This is a genomic window from Ralstonia sp. RL (genome assembly GCF_001683835.1).
GTDB lineage: Bacteria > Pseudomonadota > Gammaproteobacteria > Burkholderiales > Burkholderiaceae > Ralstonia > Ralstonia mannitolilytica.
Genome location: NZ_LWRX01000090.1, coordinates 1 through 15,407, shown reverse-complemented (window position 1 = coordinate 15,407; position 15,407 = coordinate 1). Strand labels below are relative to the sequence as shown.

Annotated in this window: 14 protein-coding genes; 13 read left to right on the top strand and 1 reads right to left on the bottom strand. The window is 68.5% G+C overall.

Going from position 1 to position 15,407, the window contains the following annotated elements:
• Nucleotides 1-172: 172 nt before the first annotated feature.
• The 3 genes from A6M56_RS08270 (at nt 173) to modA (ending at nt 2,406) form a co-directional block, all read left to right on the top strand.
• Entirely contained in the window at nt 173-607 is a 435-nt protein-coding gene (locus tag A6M56_RS08270) for a VOC family protein (protein ID WP_045219241.1), read from the top strand.
• Nucleotides 608-657: 50 nt separating this feature from the next.
• Nucleotides 658-1,542: a LysR family transcriptional regulator gene (locus A6M56_RS08265; RefSeq protein WP_102079155.1), complete on the top strand. Its 885-nt coding sequence runs from the start codon at nt 658-660 to the stop codon at nt 1,540-1,542.
• A gap of 90 nt (nt 1,543-1,632) precedes the next feature.
• A complete protein-coding gene (gene modA, locus A6M56_RS08260) occupies nt 1,633-2,406 on the top strand; it encodes a molybdate ABC transporter substrate-binding protein (RefSeq protein WP_102079154.1) in 774 nt (257 codons plus the stop codon).
• Here modA and A6M56_RS08255 read toward each other — a convergent pair whose 3' ends face one another.
• Nucleotides 2,407-3,705, bottom strand: coding sequence for an MFS transporter (locus A6M56_RS08255; protein ID WP_062738622.1), 1,299 nt, complete (start codon nt 3,703-3,705; stop codon nt 2,407-2,409).
• A gap of 174 nt (nt 3,706-3,879) precedes the next feature.
• On the opposite strand from A6M56_RS08255, the gene A6M56_RS08250 reads away from it, so the two are divergent.
• The 10 genes from A6M56_RS08250 to A6M56_RS08205 form a co-directional block, all read left to right on the top strand.
• Nucleotides 3,880-4,524, top strand: coding sequence for a TetR/AcrR family transcriptional regulator (locus A6M56_RS08250; protein ID WP_045219250.1), 645 nt, complete (start codon nt 3,880-3,882; stop codon nt 4,522-4,524).
• Nucleotides 4,525-4,652: 128 nt separating this feature from the next.
• Nucleotides 4,653-5,609, top strand: a complete 957-nt coding sequence (locus A6M56_RS08245) for an AAA family ATPase (RefSeq protein ID WP_062738624.1) — start codon at nt 4,653-4,655, stop codon at nt 5,607-5,609.
• A 24-nt stretch (nt 5,610-5,633) separates the two neighbouring features.
• Nucleotides 5,634-6,698 (top strand): DUF58 domain-containing protein, encoded by a 1,065-nt coding sequence (locus A6M56_RS08240; RefSeq protein ID WP_257983938.1) that lies wholly within the window; start codon nt 5,634-5,636, stop codon nt 6,696-6,698.
• Nucleotides 6,695-8,722: a transglutaminase TgpA family protein gene (locus A6M56_RS08235; protein ID WP_102079152.1), complete on the top strand. Its 2,028-nt coding sequence runs from the start codon at nt 6,695-6,697 to the stop codon at nt 8,720-8,722. The genes A6M56_RS08240 and A6M56_RS08235 overlap by 4 nt, the downstream gene beginning before the upstream one ends.
• A gap of 212 nt (nt 8,723-8,934) precedes the next feature.
• A complete protein-coding gene (locus A6M56_RS08230) occupies nt 8,935-10,362 on the top strand; it encodes a PAS domain-containing sensor histidine kinase (protein WP_102079151.1) in 1,428 nt (475 codons plus the stop codon).
• A gap of 13 nt (nt 10,363-10,375) precedes the next feature.
• Nucleotides 10,376-10,744: a response regulator gene (locus tag A6M56_RS08225; RefSeq protein WP_045219260.1), complete on the top strand. Its 369-nt coding sequence runs from the start codon at nt 10,376-10,378 to the stop codon at nt 10,742-10,744.
• A complete protein-coding gene (locus A6M56_RS08220) occupies nt 10,737-11,348 on the top strand; it encodes a chemotaxis protein CheC (RefSeq protein WP_045219262.1) in 612 nt (203 codons plus the stop codon). Before A6M56_RS08225 ends, A6M56_RS08220 begins: the two co-directional genes overlap by 8 nt.
• Nucleotides 11,349-11,378: 30 nt before the next feature.
• Entirely contained in the window at nt 11,379-12,827 is a 1,449-nt protein-coding gene (nosR, locus tag A6M56_RS08215; RefSeq protein WP_045219264.1) for a response regulator c-di-GMP phosphodiesterase, NosR family, read from the top strand.
• Nucleotides 12,828-12,850: 23 nt separating this feature from the next.
• Entirely contained in the window at nt 12,851-13,981 is a 1,131-nt protein-coding gene (locus tag A6M56_RS08210) for a substrate-binding domain-containing protein (protein ID WP_082076359.1), read from the top strand.
• Nucleotides 13,982-15,407 (top strand): histidine kinase dimerization/phospho-acceptor domain-containing protein (locus tag A6M56_RS08205; protein ID WP_286758066.1); only part of this gene is annotated, 1,426 nt, incomplete at its 3' end.

Genomic DNA, 15,407 nt, shown 5'->3' with positions numbered 1-15,407 from the left:
TGGGCGGCTTCTTTTTGGTCGAACAATCAGAATATGCGGGGCTCAGTCCAAAAAAACATCGCTTTTTTTGGATGAATGGATGCGCATAGACTCACTGCGTGGCCTGGTGCGTGGGTGGCCCCCCACCCCGTACCGGTGCCACCTGATCCAACTCTGCGGCCTGCCCTTCACCATGAGCGACGTGACACCTGTGCTTGCCCCGTTCCACCTGGCCTTTCCCGTGCACGACATCGCCGCCGCGCGCGCCTTCTACGGCGGCATCCTCGGCTGCCCGGAAGGCCGCAGCGCGCCGGACTGGGTGGATTTCAACTTCTACGGCCACCAGATCGTGGCGCACCTGGCGCCCGACGAAGTCGGCCACCGCAAGACCAGCGCCGTCGACGGCGACAACGTGCCCGTGCGCCACTTCGGCGTGGTGCTGTCCATGCCCGAGTGGGAAGCCGCCGCCGACAAGCTGCGCGCTGCCGGCATCGAGTTCATCATCGAGCCGCACATCCGCTTCAAGGGCGAGGTGGGCGAGCAGGCCACGATGTTCTTCCTGGACCCGTCGGGCAACGCGCTGGAGATCAAAGCGTTTGCCAACATGGCCTCGCTGTTTGCCAGGTAGGACGGTGCGGCGCGCGTATCCTTGCGTCTCTGCCCTGATCCGCGCGCCTCATGCTTCGAGAACTCAAGACCTTCATTGCCGTCGCCCGGCACGGCACGTTTGCGGGCGCCGGCGAGCGCATCGGGCTCACGCAGTCGGCGGTGAGCGCGCAGATCCAGCGGCTCGAAGCCTCGCTCGGCTTTTCGTTGTTCGACCGCACGGGCCGCTCGGCCACGCTCAATGCGGCCGGACGCGATGCGCTGGCGCTGGCTGAGCACATCGTCACGCTGTATGAGCGGCTGGGCGACCAGGCCGGCGGCAACGAGCAGCGCGGCCTCGTGCGCGTCGGGGCCATTGCCTCGGTGCAGACGTCGTTCCTGGTCGATGCGCTGGTGCAGTTCCGCGCGGAATTCCCGCATTGCCGCGCGCGCGTGCTGCCCGGTGTCTCGCTCGACCTGCTCGGCCTGGTCGACGCTGGCGAGATCGACCTGGCCGTGCTCATCCGCCCGCCGTTTGCGGTGCCGGCCGACCTCGAATGGCGCACGCTGGTGGCCGAGCCGTTCGTGCTGCTGGTGCCCGCCAGCCTGCCCGGCGATGACTGGCGTGTCTTGCTCGAGCATCAGCCGTTCATCCGCTACGACCGCCGCTCGTTCGGCGGGCGCCGCGTCGACCAGTTCCTGCGCGACCGGCGCATCACCCCGCACGACGTGATCGAACTCGACGAGCTGCACGGCATGACGCAGCTCGTGGCGCGCGGGCAGGGCGTGGCTTTGGCGCCGCAGACCGCCGCGCAAGACGGTTGGCCGCCCGGCGTGCGCGCCATCGCGCTGGGCGATGAAACGTTCTACCGCGAGATCGGCCTGATCGAACGCCCGCGTCACAGCCGCCAGCCGATTGCGGGGCGTCTTGCCGATTGCATCGACGAAGCGGCCCGAACCGCCATGGCCAGCGCGTGATGCCCGGCATTCCGCCAGGCTGCGTTGACCGGTCGTTATATCGACTCGTATATTACGGGCGGTCTTTCCCTTTACGAAGGCGGTGTCCTCATGCAAGGTTTGATGCTTCGCGCGCGGCTGCGCACCCTGGGTCTGGTGGCGGCGCTCTCGGTGGGGGCCGCCGCGCCGGCCCATGCGGCAGACCTGGTCGTCTCGGCCGCGGCCAGCCTGACGAATGCCTTCAAGGCGATCGCGCAGCAGTACGAAGCGCAGCATCCGGACACCAAGGTCGTGCTCAACTTCGGCGCGTCGGACATGCTGATGCAGCAGATCGTGAAAGGCGCGCCCGCCGACGTGTTTGCCTCCGCCGATCAGGAGGCGATGAACAAGGCGGTGGCCGAGCAGGTCATCCAGGCCGATACACGCAGGGATTTTGTGGCCAACCAGCTCGTCCTGATCGTGCCCGCGGCCGGCACGGTGCCCGTGCATGCGCTGAAGGATCTGGTCCGGCCGGAGGTGAAGCGCGTGGCGATCGGCAACCCGGCATCGGTGCCGGTGGGCCGCTATGCCCGGCACGCCCTGGAAAACGCCAGGCTGTGGGAGCCGGTGCAGGCCAAGGCGGTGCTGGCGCAGAACGTGCGCCAGGCGCTCGACTATGTGGCGCGCGGCGAGGTCGAAGCCGGCCTGGTGTTCTCGACCGATGCGGCCATCGCCGCGGACAAGGTGAAGGTGGCGAGCCCCGTGCCGCTGAATGTGCCGCTCACGTACCCCATCGCCGTGACGTCGGGCACGAAGCAGCCGCAGCAGGCGGCCGACTTCGTGGCGTTCGTGCTGTCGCCGGCAGGCCAGGCTGTGCTGGCCCGGTACGGTTTCCTGAAACCCTGACTACGCGGTCGCCGGCTGGCTGGCGCCTTCGGCATCGCGCTTGGGCGTGCGGTGAATGCGCAGCACCAGGAAGGCACCCGCTACGCACAGCCCGCCCGAGATCATCGACGCCAGCGTGTAGTTGCCGAGCGACGCGCGCATCATGCCCGCACCCAGCGTGGCAAACGCCGCGCCCAACTGATGCCCCGCCACGATCCAGCCGAAGACGATGGGCGCTGCGGCCTTGCCGAACACGTCGTTGGTCAGGCGCACGGTCGGCGGCACGGTGGCGATCCAGTCCAGCCCGTAGAAGATGGCAAACACGGGCAGGCCGAAGAACTCGAAGCCGAACGCATACGGCAGGTAAATCAGCGACAGCCCGCGCAGGCCGTAGTACCAGAACAGCAGCACGCGGCTGTTGTAGCGGTCGGACAGCCAGCCCGAGAGCGTCGTCCCGACCAGGTCGAAGATGCCCATGGCAGCCAGCAGGCTCGCGCCCTTGACCTCGGTGAGGCCGTGATCGGCGCACATGGCGATGAAGTGCGTGCCGATATAGCCGTTGGTGCTCGCCCCGCAGATGAAGAAGCTCGCAAACAGCAGCCAGAAATCGCGGCGGCGCATGGCCTGCAGCAGCGTCTGCATGGCCAGGGTGATGGGGTTGGCGCGCGGGCCCTGGGCCGCTTCCGGCGCATCGGCGGGTTCGCCATACGTGCGCAGGCCCACGCTCTTGGGCGACTCCGGCAGCAGCAGCGCAACGATGGGCAGCAGCAGCGCGAGCGCGCCGGCCACGATCAGCACCACCGGGCGCCAGCCGTAGCGCTCCACCACCGCCGCCATCATCGGCAGGAACACGAGCTGCCCCGTGGCCGAGCTGGCCGTGAGGATGCCCATGGCCAGCCCGCGGTGCGTGGTGAACCAGCGGTTGACCACCGTTGCACCGAGCGTGATGGCCGCCACGCCCGTGCCGCCGCCCACCATCACGCCCCACAGCAGCACCATCTGCCAGGGCTCGTGCATCATCGCCGAGAGCGCCGTGCCCGACACCAGCACCGCCAGCGCACCGAGCACCGTCGGGCGGATGCCGAAATACTGCATCGACGCCGCCGCGAACGGGCCCGTCAATCCGTACAGCGCAATGCCGATCGAAATGGCCAGCGAGATGGTGCTGCGGCTCCAGCCGAACTCGTGCTCAAGCGGCAGCATCATCACGCTGGGCGTGGCCCGCGTGCCGGCTGCGCACAGCAGGATCAGGAAAACCACGGCCAGGGCGATCCAGCTGTAGTGGAAACGGGGGGCAACTAGGCGGGCGAGGCGTTGCATGGAAGGGGCATCCGATTCTTGTGGGGGTGGCAATATCTTATTCGTTACCGACCGGTAACAACGTGGTTGCGATAGTAGGTACCGATCGGTAACATGTCAAGCCGCATCGAATGTCACCGGCGCCGGCAGGGGAACAGGGTCTTTGTGCCCCGCCGCGCCCGCAGGAGCATCACCATGGCAGCACGTGGGCCACGCGCCCTTCCCAATATCGACCCCCCGAAGCCGCGCCGCATCAGCGGTGAGGACGCACACGCAAGCCTGCTCGAAGCCGCACGTCAGCTGTTTTACTACGAAGGCGTGCGGGCCGTGGGTGTGGAAGCGGTGGTGGAGAAGGCCGGCGTCAACAAGATGAGCCTGTACCGCCAGTTCAAGTCGAAGGACGACCTCGTCCTCGCCTATCTGGAGCGCAGCGACCAGAGCTTCTGGGGCTACTTCGACGCCAGCATGGCGAAGCATCCCGACGATGCGCGCGCGCAGTTGCTGCAGTTCTTCATCGACGTCTCGGAGCGGGCATCGAGGCCCGGCTATCGCGGCTGCCCGTTCGTGAACGTGGCGGCGGAGTTTCCCGACCCGTCGCACGCTGCGCGCCAGTTCGTCCAGCGCAACAAGGCGACGCTGCTGGCGCGCCTGCGCGATCGCGCACAGGCCGCCGGCGCCACCGACCCCGACGCGCTGGCGGACGACCTCGCCTTCCTCATTGAAGGCGCCTATACCGCCAGCCAGACCTTCGGCACCGATGCGCCGCGCCTGATCCGGAGCCTGCCGCGCACGGCACGCGTGTTGCTCGACGCGGCTATCCCCGCGCGCAAACCGGACTGATGTGGTAGCGCGCACGCAGCCCCGGCCTGTTCCGTTGCTGATGTGAGCAGGCCCGGACACCGGGCGCGCGGGTGTCGTGCGATACCGCTACACTCGCTGGCATTGTTGCTCCGGCCGCACCCGCCCCGATGACGCCTAACCAAGCTCCCCTCTCTACCATCCGCACGCCGCAAGCGGCGCAGTTGCCGGCCGCCCTGTTGCAGGCGCAGCGCTCGCTCGAGCGCATCGTGCTCGGCAAGCCGCTGCAGATCCGGCTGGCGCTGGCGTGCCTGCTGGCGCGCGGCCACCTGCTGCTCGAAGACCTGCCGGGCGTGGGCAAGACCACGCTGGCGCACGCGCTGGCGCGCACGCTCGGGCTGCAGTACCAACGTGTGCAGTTCACCAGCGACTTGCTGCCGGCCGACCTCATCGGCGTGTCGATCTACGTGAAAGAGAAGGGCGCTTTCGAATTCCACCCGGGCCCCCTCTTCGCGCAGGTGGTGCTGGCCGACGAGATCAACCGCGCGAGCCCCAAGGCGCAGAGCGCGCTCCTCGAAGCGATGGCCGAAGGGCAGGTCACGCATGACGGCGCAACGTATCCGCTGCCCGCCCCGTTCTTCGTCATTGCGACACAGAACCCGTTGAACCAGATCGGCACGCACCCGCTGCCCGAATCGCAGCTCGATCGTTTCACGATGCGGCTGTCGCTCGGGTATCCCGATCAAGCGTCCGAGCGGGCGCTGTACCTCGGCGGTGGCGCGCCGCAGGACATCGAGTCGGTGCTGACGGCCGCGCAAGTGGTGGCGCTGCAGGCTGCCGCCGACGCGGTGCACGTGGCGCCCGCGCTGGTCGACTACGTGCTGGCCCTGGTGAACGCCACGCGCACCGATGCGCAGGTGCAGATGGGCCTGTCGCCGCGTGCGGGGCTGGCGCTGCTGGCAGCGGCGCGCGCATGGGCGTTGATCGACGGCCGCGACGCCGTGCTGCCCGAAGACGTGCAGGCCGTTTTCAAGGCCGTGGCGGCGCACCGGCTGCTGCCCACGGGCGGCACGTTGTCGGCCACGGCGCTGGCGCAGCGGCTGCTCGATACGGTGGCCATCCCTTAAGGGCGCGGCGCCATGGCGCGTTTCATGCCCGCGTTGTCTGCGCCGCTGCGTGTGCTGGGCGCGGGCTTGGCAAGGCTGCCCGGCATCCGCTTCGTGCGCGGGCGTGTGCAGCGCTTTCTGCAGCGGCCACGCACGCCGCGAGAAGGCCGCATCCGGCTGGACCGCAATCACGTCTACATCCTGCCCACCGCAGCCGGTGCGGGCTTCGCGCTGCTGCTGATCGTGATGCTGCTGACCTCGCTCAACTACAACGTCAGCCTCGGTTTCCTGCTGACCTTCGTGCTGGCCGGCGTGGTGGCCGCGGCCATGTGGCAGACGCATCGCAACCTGGTCGACCTGGAAGTGCGCGGCGCGGCGGGTGATGCCGTGTTTGCCGGGCACGCCGTCAACGTGAGCGTGGCGCTTGCGAACGTCACGCCGTGGGCGCGTGTGGGCATCGATGTGGGCGCGCGCGACGCGGCGGCGGTGGAGATGTCGCTCGACGCGCAGGACGCGGTGGTCGCGGTGCTGTCGTTTGCCGCGCAGTCGCGCGGCTGGTTTGCGCTGCCGCGGCTGACGGTGTCGACGCGCTTTCCGCTGGGGCTGTTCCGCGCGTGGAGCTATGCCGACGCGCCGCTGACGTTGCTCGTGTACCCCGAGCCGGAATCCTCGCCCCCACCGCTGCCCGCCAGCATGGCTCCCGACCCCGGCGAGGAAGATGACCTGCGCGCCGCCCGCAGCGCCCCCGAAGACGCCGCCGACCAGCTGCGCGCCTACCGCCCCGGCGACCCGCTGCGCAGCATTGCGTGGAAGCACAGTGCGCGGCTCGATACGTGGGTCAGCCGCACCGGGCAGCAGGTGCGCCGCGCCCAGTGCGTGCTGGCGTGGGATGCCTTGCCGCCGTGGATGAGCGTGGAGCAGCGCCTCTCGCGCCTGTGTGCCTGGGTACTGGCTGCCGAGCACGCGCCGGCTGCCGAGGCGCCCGACTACACCCTGAACCTGCCGGGCCTGTCGATCGGCCCCGCACGCGGGTGTGCGCATCGCGATGCGTGCCTGCAAGCCCTGGCCCTGTGGGGCAGGCCTGCCATGCCCGAGGCGGCCTCCGCATGAGCCCGCCTTCGGAGACCCCCGTGTTCGGCCCGGCCCGCGCGCTCACGCACCGCGAGCACGGCTGGCTCATCGCGCAGCTGGCCGTGGTGCTGGCGCCGCTGCTGCGGGCGCTGCCGCTCGTCACCTGTGCCGTGTTTGGCGTGCTGCTGCTCTGGCGCACGCTGCTGTGGGTGCGCCGCGCGCCGTTGCCGGGCAAGTGGGTGCTCGGGCTGACCGGCGTGGCGACACTGCTCGTGACGCTGGCGCTGGCCATGCGCACGGGCGGCAATATCGGGCGCGACCTGTCGGTGGCGCTGCTCGGCGCGTTCCTCGTGCTCAAGCTGATGGAGTCGCACACGGTGCGCAATGGCGTTCTGGTCACGCAGCTGTGCTGCTTCCTGCTGCTCTCGCAAGTGCTGTTTGACCAGCCGCCATGGCTGGCCGCCAGCATGCTGGCCACCGTGGCACTGCTGCTGCGCAACTGGCTGGTGTTGCTGCATCCGCAGGCGCGCACGCGCGTGTCGCCCGCGCGCGTGTTGACGCGCCTGGTACTGATGGGTTTGCCGTGCGCGGCCGTACTCTTCTTGCTGTTCCCGCGCCTGGATCACCCGCTGTGGCGCCTGCCGCAAGCCGCCGACACCGCCACCAGCGGCCTGTCTGACCGCATGGCGCCGGGCTCGGTCGGCCAGCTGATCCTGTCGGATGACCTCGCCTTCCGCGCCGACTTTGCCGGCGCGCCGCCGCCGCCCGACACGCTCTACTGGCGCGGCCTGGTGCTGTGGCGTTTCGACGGCCAGGCGTGGACGGCCGCCTCGATGCGGCAGCGTCCCGCGCCCGAAGGCGTACCCGATTCTGCGGACGCTGCCGGCAGCGCAGCGGACTTGGTCGACTACAACATCACGCTCGAGCCGACACGCCAGCGCTGGCTCTTTGCGCTCGACCGCGGTGTGTCCATCGACGCGCGCGACGGCATCCGCCGCAGCCTCGACGGCGAATTCGTCAGCACCCAGGTGCTCGACCAGCGCATGCGCTATCACGCGCGCTCGCGTTTGCCCAGCCGCCGTGGCGCGGACGATGCCGGGCCGCTCGATCCGCTTACGCGGCAGCTGGCGCTGGCACTGCCGCCGGGCAACCCGCAGGCGCGTGCGCTCGCCGCGCAATGGGCTGGCCTGCCGCCTGCCGAGCGCATCTCGGCCGCGTTGAAGCTGTTTGGCCACGCGCCGTTTGCCTACACGCTCGAGCCCGAACCGCTGCAGGATCCGCAGATCGACGACTTCCTCTTCCGCACGCGCCGCGGCTTCTGCGAGCACTACGCCGGCAGCTTCGTCTTCCTGATGCGTGCGGCGGGCATGCCGGCGCGCGTGGTGGTCGGCTACCTGGGGGGCGAGGTGAATGTCGTGAGCGGCGACATCATCGTGCGCCAGTCCGATGCGCACGCCTGGGCCGAGGTCTGGCTGGACGGGCGCGGCTGGGTGCGCGTGGACCCGACCGCCGCCGTCGCGCCGCAGCGGGTGGAACGGGGGCTTGCGGCAGCCGTGCCCGCCAGCGAATTCCGCTCGCGCCGCGCGCAAGAGCCCGCGTGGCTGCGCAACGTGCGCTGGGGGCTGGATGGCCTGGTCAGCGGGTGGAACCGCTGGGTGCTCGGCTATGACCGCAGCCGCCAGGCGCGTCTGTTCGCGTGGCTGGGGCTGGATGCGGCAGACCCGCGCGCCGTGCTGTGGGGCGTGTCGGGCCTCGTGCTGTTGGCCGCGCTGCCGCTGTTGTGGCAGCCGCGCAAGCCGAAGCCCGATCCGGTGCAGGCGCAGTGGCAGCGCCTGTGCGACAGGCTGGCGCGGCATGGCTGCCCGCGCGCACCGGCAGAAGGCCCGATGGCCTATGCCGAACGCGCCGCCGTGCACTTCCCCCAGGCCGCGCAGGCCATCCGCGAGGCCGCCGCCGGCTACGTCGCGCTGCGCTATGGCCGCGACGCTGCTGATCCGCAGGCACGGGCGCGCCAATTCGCACAGTGGCGGCAGCTTCTGGCGCAATTGCATCTGCGCAGCTGAAACCGGCCGAGAAAAAGCGTGTAATCCCGCACATTATTCATGGCGCCGCGGCCGATGTTCATGTGTCTTCACTCTGATCTTCCGATAATCACGCGCGATTAGGGATTTGTCCTTATCTGCCTGAGCAAAACTCTGTCGATAAGCAGGGTAAGAGCGGGTTATGCGATGTGACCCGACATCAACCGCATGCATTTGCAGACCGGCGCCCAGGCATGGCAGACATCACCCCATCCCAACTCTCCGACGCCATTGCGCAACTGGTGAGTTGCGGCGTGTTCTCGGTGGATCGGCACATGCGGATCCTGTCGTGGAACCGTTTCATGCAGTATCACAGCGGGCGTTCGGCCGACGAGGTGCTCGGCCAGGATATGTTCGCCCTGTTTCCCGAGCTGCCCGAAAAATGGCTGCGCAAGAAAATCGAGAGCGTTTTTGTATTGAGCGTCTCGGCATATACATCGTGGGAGCACCGGCCTTATCTGTTCCGTTTTCGGCATACCCGGCCCATTACCGACACGATCGAATGGATGCAGCAGAACTGCAGTTTCATTCCGATCGAGGATGAGCACGGCGTGGTGATTGCCGTCGGCATTACGCTGCTCGACGCGACCGATGTCTGCCTGGCCTATGGCGAGCTGAAAAAGCGCGAAAAGATCGTGACCGATGCGCTGCAGGAGCTGACCGTGCGCAACGCGCAGCTCTCGGCATTGAACGAAGAGCTGGCCCAGGCGCACCAGCAGTTGCTGCAATCGGAGAAGCTCGCCGCCATCGGGCAGTTGGCGGCCGGCATTGCGCATGAGATCAATAACCCCGTGGGCTTCGTGCTGTCGAATCTGAACAGCCTGCAACGCTACATGGGCACGCTGCTCGACTATGCGCGCGGCATGGAGCAACTGATCACGCAGGCGGCGCCTTCGCTGGACCCGCAGCTCGCCGCGCTCGCCCAGGCCGCCGATATCGACTACCTCACCGAAGACGCCCCGGCGCTCGTCGCAGAATCGAAAGAGGGCCTGGCCCGCGTGCGCGACATCGTGGTGGACCTGCGCGACTTCTCGCGCGTGGACAGCAAGCACCAGTGGGAACAGGTCGACATCCACCGCTGCATCGAATCCACGCTGAACATCGTCCACAATGAAATCAAGTACCAGGCCGATCTCGTGCGCGAGTACAGCACACTGCCACCCGTGATGTGCATCCCGTCGCAAATCAACCAGGTGGTGCTGAACCTGGTGGTGAACGCGGCGCAGGCGTACGCCAAGAAAGCCGAGTCTGGTGGCGAGCGCGGGGTGATCGCGGTGCGCACCGGGTGCGATGCGCCCGGCCCTGGCGAGGCGGACGCCAAGGCGTCGGTCTGGTTGGAGGTGGCCGATGCCGGTTGCGGTATTCCGCCCGAGAACCTCAAGCGCATCTTCGATCCGTTCTTCACCACCAAGCCGGTCGGCAAGGGCACGGGGCTCGGATTGTCGGTCACCTACGGCATCGTGCAGGCGCATGGCGGACGCATCGATGTATCGAGCACGGTCGGCAAGGGCACGACCTTTCGCGTGACGCTGCCCGTGGGCGGCCCCGCGCCCGCCCTCGCCTCAGAACCCGCGCCGGCCGTCAAGGCGGCGGCCCCCCTGAACCCCACGTCTTACGCCTGAAGGGAGACACACCATGGCGCTACCCGTGCTCGTTGCCGACGACTCGTCGCTGGCACGCAAGCTTCTGATCAACGCCTTGCCCGAGGACTGGGACGTCGAAGTCTCGCAGGCTTCCAACGGCGTGCAGGCGCTGGAGCTGTTCCGGGCGGGCAAGGGCACCGTCGTCTTTCTCGATCTCACCATGCCCGACATGGACGGCTTCCAGGTGCTCGAACACATTCGCCGGGCCGCCGCCGATGCCTTTGTGATCGTGGTGTCGGCTGACATCCAGTCCGGCGCGGTGGAGCGCGTCAAGGAACTCGGTGCCATCGGGTTCATACCGAAGCCGGTCTCGGCCGAGCGGATTGTTCCGATCCTGCGGGGGTATGGGCTCTATGCATGACCTGACGCTCAACGAAGAGCAGCGCGACGCGCTGCAGGAGATCGCCAACATCGGCATGGGCAAGGCCGGCGCTGCATTGGCCGAACTGCTGGGGGCGTTCGTGACGCTGTCGGTGCCGGGCATCAAGCTCGTCGACGCCGCACAGCTGCAGGCCAACCTGCTGGCCTGCGACATGGCAGGCGATGCGCCGTCGCCGGTGCGGCAGGCGTTCCAGTCGGACATTTCCGGCGAAGCCATCGTGCTCTTCGGCAAGGACGGCCGCGAAGAGCTCGAAGAACTGATGGGCTACGACGATGCCGACCTCCACGGCCAGAGCGAGGCGCTGTCCGACATTGCCAACCTGCTGGTGGGCGCGTGCGTGCGCAGCGTGTTCGAGCAGCTGGGGCGCAACCTGTCGTTCTCGCGCCCGAGCTTCGTGCCCGCGACCGCGTTGCAACAGGCCTTGTCGGGCGAACAGTTCCGTCGCTGGGACGTCGCGCTGCTGCTGGAGGTGCGCTTCACACTCGAGCGCGGCGGCTTTGTGGCGCAGCTCGTCATGCTGCTGCCCGAAACGGCCATCCGCACCATGAAGCGCGCGCTCGAGCAGTTTCTGCAGGCGCTCTGAACGCGCTTTGAACTCACAGAGGACCGGGCCATGCTCGCCTACGAAGAAGACACTGCACAAACCACCACGCCCGGTACCGCTCCCGGGCCGGCAGAGACGGCCCAGCCCGTGCCTGCAACGTCGGGCGCCGCCTCGGCTGCCGCCACACCGCTGATCCTGCTCGTCGACGACGAGGCGGGCGTGCTCGCATCGTTGCGTCGGCTGCTGCGGCCGACCGGCTACCGGGTGATCACGGCGGAGAGCGGGGCGGCTGGGCTCGAGATGCTGGCTGTATATCCGGTGGACCTGATCGTCTCGGACATGCGCATGCCCGGCATGAGCGGCGCCGAGTTTCTGGCCTGCGCGCGCGAGCGGTATCCCGACGTGATGCGCATCCTGCTGACCGGCTATTCCGAGATCGATTCGGCCGTGCGCGCCATCAACGAGGGCGGGGTCTACCGCTACCTCAACAAGCCGTGGGACGACCAGGATCTGCTGCTCACCGTGCGGCACGCGGTCGAGCAGCGCACGCTCGCGCGTGAAGCGCAACGCCTGAGCGACCTCACGCGCCAGCAGAACGACATGCTGCAGCGGCTCAACGCAGGCCTGGAGACCCAGGTGCAGGCGCGCACCGAAGAGATTCGTCAGACGGTGATGTTCCTGGAAGGCGCCCAGCGCGATCTGAAGACCAGCTTCACCAACATGGTTCAGGTGTGCGCCAGCATGATCGAGATGCGCTGCGGTGCCATGGCGCGCCAGTCGCTGCGGGTGGCCGATCTCGCGCGGCGCATCGCCATCGGGTGCGGGCTGACGGGGCTGCAGGTGCAGGACATCTTCCATGCCGGGCTGCTGCATGGCATCGGCAAGCTGTCGTTGCCCGATGTGCTGCTGAGCACGTCGCTCGACCGTCTGTCTGCGGAGCAGGCGCAGCAGTTCTACCAGCATCCGCTGCGGGCGCAGATGGTGCTCACGCCGGTGCCGCAGCTCGAGCAGGTGGCCCAGATCATCCGCCACCAGTACGAGCGTTTCAATGGCCGCGGCACGCCCGATCGCCTGGCAGGCCCGGCCATCCCCATCGGGGCGCGCATCGTGGCCGTGGCGCGCGATTTCGAGGGGCTGATGTCGGGCGAGATCGTCAAGCAGCGCACGTCGCCCGACCAGGCCATGGAGATGATCAAGGCGCAGTCCGGCCTGCGCTACGACCCCGATGTGGTGGTGCGCTTCGTTGCGGTGCTCAAGCAGCAGGGCGAGGTGATGCCCGTGCGCCAGATCACCTCGACGGAACTGCGCGAAGGCATGCGCCTGGCCGATGACCTGCTTACGCGCCGCGGGGTGCTGCTCATCACGCGCGACAGCGTGGTCAGTGCCCACCAGGTGCAGCAGATCAAGCATTTCGAAGCGCACGAAGACGTGCCGTTCGCCATCCTCGTCTACGCGGAAGCGGCACGCGCGTCGGGCGGCCCCGCGGCGACGGCGCCCGGCGCCCCGGACGCCGCTTGAACCTTCGCCTTTTGGGAGCGCCCATGGATTGGTGGACGGATGGCAGGCGCAGGCTGGCGGCTGCGTCATGTGCGTGTGGCCTGTTGAGCGCGCTCGCCCAAGGCGGGGCTGCACGGGCGGCCGAGGCGCTGCCCGACACGGTGCGCATGCAGCAGATCGTCGCGCGCGCCAGCGAACACGGCGCGCCTTGGGATGGTCCGGCGTCGGGCCCGCGCGCGCGGGCCGACATCACGCTTGCCATCGTGAGTGAAGACTTGCGTAACGGCGGCATCCTTGGCGTTGCCAAGGGCATCAAGGAAGCTGCGCGCGTGATCGGGTGGAAGGTGCACGTGTACGACGCAGGCGGTACGCCCGAGGGCCGGCGGCGCGCCGTGGCCTCCGCGCTGGCGCTGCAGCCCGGCGGCGTCGTGCTGGTAGGCGGCGATGCCGTCGAGATGCGCCCGGCGCTGGCCCCGTTCGCGCAACGCGGCATCCCGGTGGTGGGCTGGCATGTGGCCGCCACCGCCGGGCCCATGGCCGATGGCCCTGTCGCGGTGAACGTATCGACCGACCCGCTCGCCGTCGCACGGCTCACCGCCATGGCAGCGGTGGCGGATTCTGCCGGCCACGCCAACGTGGTCATCTTTACCGATTCGAACTTCCAGATCGCCAAGGCCAAGGCCGCTGCCATGGCGGAGGTGATCCGCGCGTGCAGCGGCTGCCGGCTGCTGGCGCTGGAAGACGTGCCCATCTCGGGCAGCGCGCAAGCCATGCCTGGCGTCATGCGCCGTCTGCTGGAGCGGTACGGGCGGACGTGGACGTACGCGCTGGCCATCAACGACATCTACTTCGATTACGCCGGCGCCGAACTGACGCGGGCCGGCAGGTCCGAAGGGCTGCGCATGCTCTCTGCCGGCGACGGCAGCGCCGCGGCGTTCCTGCGCATCCAGGCCGGTGCCTTCCAGACCAGCACGGTGGCCGAGCCGCTGAACCTGCAGGGCTGGCAGCTGGTGGACGAGCTGAACCGGCTTCTGGCCGGTCAGCCGGTGAGCGGCTATGTGTCGCCGGTGCATCTTGTCACCGCGGGCAACATCGCGTTTGACGGTGGCCCGCTCGGGCAGTACGACCCCGACAGCGGGTATCGCGCCGTCTATCGGCGGATCTGGGGCCGCTGAATGCCAGGGGACGTCGCCGGTATCGCTCTCGTGCGCCTTCGTGTGCCGCTGCGCGGGGTGTGGCCGAGTTCGCTCGGTCGGCAGTTCGTGCTGGCCGTGGCCGTGCTGGCGCTGCTGATCTCGGCGGGCGGTTTTACCGCGGTGTATGCGCTGCGGACATCCGCGGAGGCGACACGGGCGCTGGCCAACGAACAGCTCACGCGACTGCGGCAGGCGCAGGAGCTCGTGCAGCGCACGCTGCTCATCGAGCGCGAATCGGCGCAGCTCGAGAAGACGGCCTCGGTGGAGGCGCTGCGCCGCCACTATGCGGAGATCCTGCAGAACCTGCAGGCGTTCGAACAGCTGTCCGAACATCTGGCCGCCGCCGATGACGACATTGAAGTGCTCGATCTGCACCAGTCGACCCAGCTGTTTCGCAATGCGGTCTACATCGTCGCGCAGTGGTGGGAAAGCGAGCTGCAGCGTGCGGGCGCTGGCGCCACGGCTTCTGCGGCAGCGTCGGCGCGCGCCCAGGCCGGGCGTCGATCTGCGGAGGCGCTGTACATGCAGGCCGGCGCCATGGTGCAGTCTGCGCAGCAGTTGTCGGCGCGGCATGCGCATGCGTTTCAGCAGGCCCTGGAGGCGCTGGCCGCCGTGTCGGAGCGCAACGAGCGCTGGGTGACCGCGCTGCTCGCCTGCAGCGTGGCGTTTGCCTGCCTTGCCGCGTACGCGCTGCTGGGACGTCGCGTGCTGCAGCGGCTGCTGCAGGTCAGCCGCAGCCTGCGCGATCAGCATGCCGACGGCGCTCCCGGGGCGGTGCCGGTCAGGGGCGACGACGAGATCGGCCAGATGGCGCGCGCCGTCGAGCAGTTCCAGCGTGACCGATGGCAGCTCGCGCTGGCGCACCAGGCGCTGCAGGCCGAGCGCGCACGCCAGGAGCAGTTGCTGCACAAGCTGGCGCAGGCACAGGGCCAGTTGCTGCAGTCGGAGAAGATGGCTTCGATCGGCCAACTGGCGGCCGGGGTGGCGCACGAGATCAACAACCCCGTCTCTTTCGTCAATGCCAACCTGGGCAGCCTGCAGCGCTACGTCGCAGCGCTGCTCGACACCGTCTCTGCGTATGAGTCGCACGAGGCGGAGTTGACGCCTGCCACACGCGCCACGCTGGCCGAGGTGCGGCAGCGGGCCGACCTGGACTACGTACGCGAAGACGTGCCGGCGCTGCTGGCCGAATCGCTGGATGGCCTGCAGCGCGTCAAGAGCATCGTGCACGGTCTCAAGGCGTTCTCGCATGTGGACGATGCGCAGCTGCAGCGCTGCAACCTCGAGACGTGCCTCGAGACCGCCGTCAAGATCGTCTGGAACGAGCTCAAGTACAAGGTGGACGTGGTGCGCGAGTACGGCGGGATTCCCGAGGTTGACTGCATGCCGTCGCAGCTGAGCCAGG

Excerpts from the sequence above, each read along its gene's own strand:
- A6M56_RS08270 (WP_045219241.1), top strand. The coding sequence starts at position 173 with ATGAGCGACGTGACACCTGTGCTTGCCCCGTTCCACCTGGCCTTTCCC.
- A6M56_RS08265 (WP_102079155.1), top strand. The coding sequence starts at position 658 with ATGCTTCGAGAACTCAAGACCTTCATTGCCGTCGCCCGGCACGGCACG.
- modA (WP_102079154.1), top strand. The coding sequence starts at position 1,633 with ATGCAAGGTTTGATGCTTCGCGCGCGGCTGCGCACCCTGGGTCTGGTG.
- A6M56_RS08255 (WP_062738622.1), bottom strand. The coding sequence starts at position 3,705 with ATGCAACGCCTCGCCCGCCTAGTTGCCCCCCGTTTCCACTACAGCTGG.
- A6M56_RS08250 (WP_045219250.1), top strand. The coding sequence starts at position 3,880 with ATGGCAGCACGTGGGCCACGCGCCCTTCCCAATATCGACCCCCCGAAG.
- A6M56_RS08245 (WP_062738624.1), top strand. The coding sequence starts at position 4,653 with ATGACGCCTAACCAAGCTCCCCTCTCTACCATCCGCACGCCGCAAGCG.
- A6M56_RS08240 (WP_257983938.1), top strand. The coding sequence starts at position 5,634 with ATGCCCGCGTTGTCTGCGCCGCTGCGTGTGCTGGGCGCGGGCTTGGCA.
- A6M56_RS08235 (WP_102079152.1), top strand. The coding sequence starts at position 6,695 with ATGAGCCCGCCTTCGGAGACCCCCGTGTTCGGCCCGGCCCGCGCGCTC.
- A6M56_RS08230 (WP_102079151.1), top strand. The coding sequence starts at position 8,935 with ATGGCAGACATCACCCCATCCCAACTCTCCGACGCCATTGCGCAACTG.
- A6M56_RS08225 (WP_045219260.1), top strand. The coding sequence starts at position 10,376 with ATGGCGCTACCCGTGCTCGTTGCCGACGACTCGTCGCTGGCACGCAAG.
- A6M56_RS08220 (WP_045219262.1), top strand. The coding sequence starts at position 10,737 with ATGCATGACCTGACGCTCAACGAAGAGCAGCGCGACGCGCTGCAGGAG.
- nosR (WP_045219264.1), top strand. The coding sequence starts at position 11,379 with ATGCTCGCCTACGAAGAAGACACTGCACAAACCACCACGCCCGGTACC.
- A6M56_RS08210 (WP_082076359.1), top strand. The coding sequence starts at position 12,851 with ATGGATTGGTGGACGGATGGCAGGCGCAGGCTGGCGGCTGCGTCATGT.